General features: G+C 60.6%; 5 protein-coding genes. 4 read left to right on the top strand and 1 reads right to left on the bottom strand.

Annotated features, from left to right (window positions below):
- Positions 1-41 precede the first annotated feature (41 nt).
- Complete coding sequence (locus OBACDRAFT_RS29615; protein WP_232766939.1) at positions 42-266, top strand: hypothetical protein; 225 nt, start codon at positions 42-44, stop codon at positions 264-266.
- Positions 267-294: 28 nt separating this feature from the next.
- Positions 295-918: a hypothetical protein gene (locus OBACDRAFT_RS09270; protein WP_232766937.1), complete on the top strand. Its 624-nt coding sequence runs from the start codon at positions 295-297 to the stop codon at positions 916-918.
- A gap of 20 nt (positions 919-938) precedes the next feature.
- Here the strand turns inward: OBACDRAFT_RS09270 and OBACDRAFT_RS09265 are convergent, their stop codons facing one another.
- Positions 939-1574, bottom strand: a complete 636-nt coding sequence (locus OBACDRAFT_RS09265; protein ID WP_043584960.1) for a bifunctional 4-hydroxy-2-oxoglutarate aldolase/2-dehydro-3-deoxy-phosphogluconate aldolase — start codon at positions 1572-1574, stop codon at positions 939-941.
- A gap of 826 nt (positions 1575-2400) precedes the next feature.
- Between OBACDRAFT_RS09265 and OBACDRAFT_RS09260 the strand changes: the two genes are divergently transcribed.
- On the top strand, positions 2401-3600 hold the full coding sequence (locus OBACDRAFT_RS09260) for a phospholipase A (RefSeq protein ID WP_232766935.1): 1200 nt from the start codon (positions 2401-2403) through the stop codon (positions 3598-3600).
- A gap of 152 nt (positions 3601-3752) precedes the next feature.
- Positions 3753-4430: a PduL/EutD family phosphate acyltransferase gene (locus tag OBACDRAFT_RS09255; RefSeq protein WP_043584956.1), complete on the top strand. Its 678-nt coding sequence runs from the start codon at positions 3753-3755 to the stop codon at positions 4428-4430.
- Positions 4431-4448 lie beyond the last annotated feature (18 nt).

Raw genomic sequence — 4448 nt, 5'->3', positions numbered from 1 at the left:
GGATTCAGGATTTTCGGAATTAGTCTTTGAGGAGATGCATTATGGAAATCGCAACAACAGATGCTTCCGCAAAACCGCTTCTCTATATCATCCTTGGTGCAGCCGGGTCGGGACGGCGCGAGGTGCTGGCTGACCTGATCGGCGGCGGGCTTGGGACGGAGGCGCGTCCCGTGGTGCTGCGTTCGGATAATGATGGGGGCGAGGGGATTCGCTGGTCGTTGATGGCAGGCGGAGCGTTGGGCGGGGGGGGGGGCGGCGGTGATTGATGCGGAGGTGCCTGCGGGGAGCACGCATGTGTTTTTCCTGACGGACGGGCGCGCCAATCCCGTTGACCAGCTTGAGGCCATAAAACCTTGGGCCGCCGCCGCCGGGCTTGAGGTGGCGCGGGTGATCACGGTCGTCAATTGCCAACTGGCGGAGCGCCACCCGGCGCTGCTGGCGTGGTATGACGCGTGTATCCATTTCTCGGATATTGCGCTCCTGCACAAGCGCGAGGGCGTGGCCAACAAATGGATGTCGGATTTCCAAGGGCGTTATCGCGACCAGTTTTACCCCTGCCTGTTCGAGATGGTGAAACAGGGCCGGGTGCACAATCCGGTGCTCATCCTCGAACCGGAGGCGCGGCGGATGTCCCACGTGTTTGACGAGGACGAGTGGGCGGGCATTTCGCTGGAGGGCGTGGAGTTTGGCACCGAGGACGATGAGGGTGACGACAGCGACGAGGCTCCGGGCAAGCGGAAGAACTCCAAAAACAAAGGCAAGGGTCAGGGTAAAACCAAAACCGCCGGTGGCAAAAACGACACCGCCGAGGACGACGACGATGGCATGGATTTGCCGGAGGTGGACCCGTATTTCGAGCGCCACAACGGCGGACGCCGGGTGAAACAGATCCCCGACATCGCGCAGTTTTTGGAGTGAATGAGGCGGTGATCCGGAGATCAGATCGCCTTGGCCGCGGCGGCGAAGGCCTTGGCTTTGGCGGTGATGGCGGCCCAGTTTTTGTCCTTCAGCGCCTGGGCCTGCACGAGCGAACTGCCGGCGGCGGTGGCGAAGGCACCGGCTTTGATGAAGTCGGCGAGGTTGTTCTCGTTGACGCCGCCCGTGGGCACCATCTCGACCTGCGGGAGAGGGGCTTTGAGGGACTTGATGTAGGCGGGACCGAAAAACTCGGCGGGGAAAATCTTGGCGACGTCCGCGCCGGCCTCCCACGCGGTAATGACTTCCGTCGGGGTGAGCGCGCCGCTGAAAACGGGAATGCTGTAACGGCGGCAGAGCGTGATGACATCGGGGCGGAGGGCGGGGGTGACGATGAATTTTGCCCCGGCGAGGATGCCGGCGCGGGCCGTCTCGGCATCGAGCACGGTGCCCAAGCCGAAGAGAAAATCGGGCAGTTCGGCGGTGGCTTTTTCGAGCATGCGAATGGCACCGGGGGTGGTCATGGTGAGTTCGATGCTGGTCAGGCCGCCCTCGGCGAGGGCTTTGGCGCAGTCGAGGAGACCGTCGGGGTTTTCGGCGCGGATGAGCGCGATCACCTTTTCATTCTTAATCTTGGCGAGGATGGCGTCTTTTTTCATGGGAGGAAATGCGAAGGGTCGATGTCATATGCGCATGTTGATCGTCGCAACCTGAATTACGTTTGTAGGCGCATCGTCTTGTGCTGATGTGTCGTTTTTGTGCTGGTTGGAGCTTGGCAGGGAATAGGCGGGAGCTTGGCGGGAGGTTGGTGCATGGCTCGGGGGGGGGGGGGGGGGAGGATAGTTTGTTTTTTTGTGGGTTTTTCGACGTTTCCAGTGGAAACTCGATAAGTTGATATAGCGGGAGTTGGCGCGGTAGCGCCCGTAGCGCAGGCATCTTGCCTGCCATCGAGTCAATGGCGCGAAGCGCCGCTTCCCAAAACTAAACGCAGCAAAAGTCACCGCGCTTCGCGCAATCAATTTAGTTTGCAGGCAAGATGCCTGCGCTACGGGTGCTGCCGCGCCACCTCTCGTCTATCCACCGAAAACGTCGAAGAACCTTTTTGTGGATTATATAATTCTCGTTATCAGTGGATTGTGTTTTTCGTAAAAATAGTTGCCAAGGTTTTGAACGTTTCTCGTCCGCCTGCGTCTTTCCCCACAGCAACACTGTTGCTTGGTTCTAGTTATTGGTTTGCTGGTTTGAAGCGGCATCGGGGTGGTTCCCGGTGCCGCTTCTGGTTTTTGGGGCTGGATGGGGCGGCGGGAGGAGCGCGGGAGCGGCAATTACGCACGGGTGTGCGGGAAAAATGGCTTTTGCGTTGAGCCTGCGCACAAGCACGTCTCATTGGCGCGGATGGATCTACTGCGTTTTCGTTCCGCCGTTTTGAGCTTCATTGTCTTGTGTGGGTTGCCATTTTTTTCATCGGGTGCCGTACCGACAACTTTGGAAGCCCCGTCCGCCGTTTTGAGGCCCGACGAAGGCGTGACGCTCTCGCTGCTCCTCACCAACGACGCAGACGCTCCTGCAACGCAGACCGTGCCCGCCGGCCTCGGCTTGGTGGCCCGGCTCGGGTTGCGCGCCGAAGCGTTCACGCTCGCACGTGTTTCGGGTGAGCCGTCTTTGGTCACGATTGCTCCCAAATCCTATGCGCGCATCGCCTACTCCGGCGCGTTGCCGGCGGGCATGGCGGGCTTTGTCGTGTTGCAGGATGGCGAAGGTCGCTTCGGCGCGGTGGCGTTGCAGATCAACCACCCGGATAAAAACACCGACGCGACCGCAACATCGCCCGCGTCCACGCCCGCAAGTGCAATCCCAGCCGCGTCTGCAATCGCAACTGCGACCGCAACCTCCGACTCCGCCGCCGACCCGGTGCCGGCTGGTTCGTCCCAAGCTCCCCGGCGATCGGCCTCGGATTTGGGGCTGATGGCTTACGAGCCGATTTATTTTTCGGTTGGCGACGGCGGCGGCCTCAACGCCCGTTTTCAGTTCAGCCTCAAGTACCGCCCCTTTGGTCCCGGCAATGACCGCATTGCCGGCGAACACTGGTGGCAGGACGTTTATTTTGCGTTCACCCAAACCTCCGTCTGGGATCTGCATTCGGAGTCCAACCCATTCTACGATTCCAGCTACCGCCCCTCGATTTCCTACGGACGCCATGAGATCGGCCCGCGCTTTCTGGGGGCGGCGTTTGGTTATTCCGCCGGCCTTGAGCATGAGTCCAACGGCAAGGACGGCGCTGACAGCCGCAGCATCAACACCGCATTCCTTCGTCCCGAACTGCGCTGGGGCAACCTGGACGAGCGCAACTGGCTCGTGACCTTCTCCCCCAAGTTTTACGTGTATCTGGAAAAAGATGACAATGAGGACATCGCCCATTACCGCGGATACGGCGATTACGCCCTCTCCGTGGAATGGAAAAACAGCTTCAAAATCGCCACCACCACGCGCATCGGCACCCACGGCCACGCCAGCTTCCTGATCGATGCCTCCTATCCCTTCAACCGGATCAATGACCTGATCCCCATTGGCTGGGTCCACGGCTACCTGCATTTGCAATTTTTTAATGGATACGGCGAGACGATCCTCGACTACAACCGCCGCGACGACACCCAAATCCGCCTCGGCTTCATGCTCGTGCGGTAAACTCGTCCCGTCCGGCAGGACGGATTGGCAGAAAAAACCGCCGCTCCAAGCAGGCACAAGACACCCGCGCCACGAGCCAGAATGCGAGAAATCTGGTAGATTTTGATTGATTTTGGAAGAAAACGCTCACAATCTCTCAAACCTTGCCAATCATGCTGCCGCCCCCCGCACCACATCGCGCTGAAATCGAACACCTTGTCCGCCGCGCTATTTACGCCCGCGCCGGGAGCCCCGTTCCATTCAATGTCCGCGCGCCCAACCCCCTCCTCGTCAACGTCAGCGCCCGCCACTGCCACCTCACCCCGCAGGCCGTCGAAACTCTCTTCGGCAAAGGCCGCACCCTCACCCCGATGAAGTGGCTGTATCAAAAAGACCAGTACGCCGCGAAGGAGACCGTCACCCTCATCGGCCCGCGCAGCCGCGTCATTTCCAATCTCCGCATCCTCGGTCCCTGCCGCGACCTCAACCAGGTTGAGCTGGCGTTCACCGACTCGATTGCGCTCGGGTTCGACATTCCCGTCCGTGCCTCTGGCAACATCAAGGGCACGCCCGGCTGCATGCTGATGGGCCCGGCCGGTTTTCTCGAACTCGAAGAGGGCGTCATCCGCGCCGCCCCGCACGTCCACATGCACCCGGACGACGCCGCCTTCTACAAAGTGAAGCCCGGCGAATTCATGAAGCTTCGCATCGGCGGCGAATGCGGCCTGACCTTCGACCGCATCCTGGCCCGTGTTGATCCGAGCTTTAAGCTTGAGGTTCACATCGACACCGACGAGGCCAATGCCTGTGCCCTCACCCCCAACACCCCCGTCGCCCTCCTCAAAGCCTGATGCTTCCTCCCTCCCCCC

This window comes from Geminisphaera colitermitum TAV2, assembly GCF_000171235.2.
GTDB lineage: Bacteria > Verrucomicrobiota > Verrucomicrobiia > Opitutales > Opitutaceae > Geminisphaera > Geminisphaera colitermitum.
This window is presented reverse-complemented; position numbering and strand designations above follow the sequence as displayed.

Excerpts from the sequence above, each read along its gene's own strand:
- OBACDRAFT_RS09265 (WP_043584960.1), bottom strand. The coding sequence starts at position 1,574 with ATGAAAAAAGACGCCATCCTCGCCAAGATTAAGAATGAAAAGGTGATC.
- OBACDRAFT_RS09255 (WP_043584956.1), top strand. The coding sequence starts at position 3,753 with ATGCTGCCGCCCCCCGCACCACATCGCGCTGAAATCGAACACCTTGTC.
- OBACDRAFT_RS29615 (WP_232766939.1), top strand. The coding sequence starts at position 42 with ATGGAAATCGCAACAACAGATGCTTCCGCAAAACCGCTTCTCTATATC.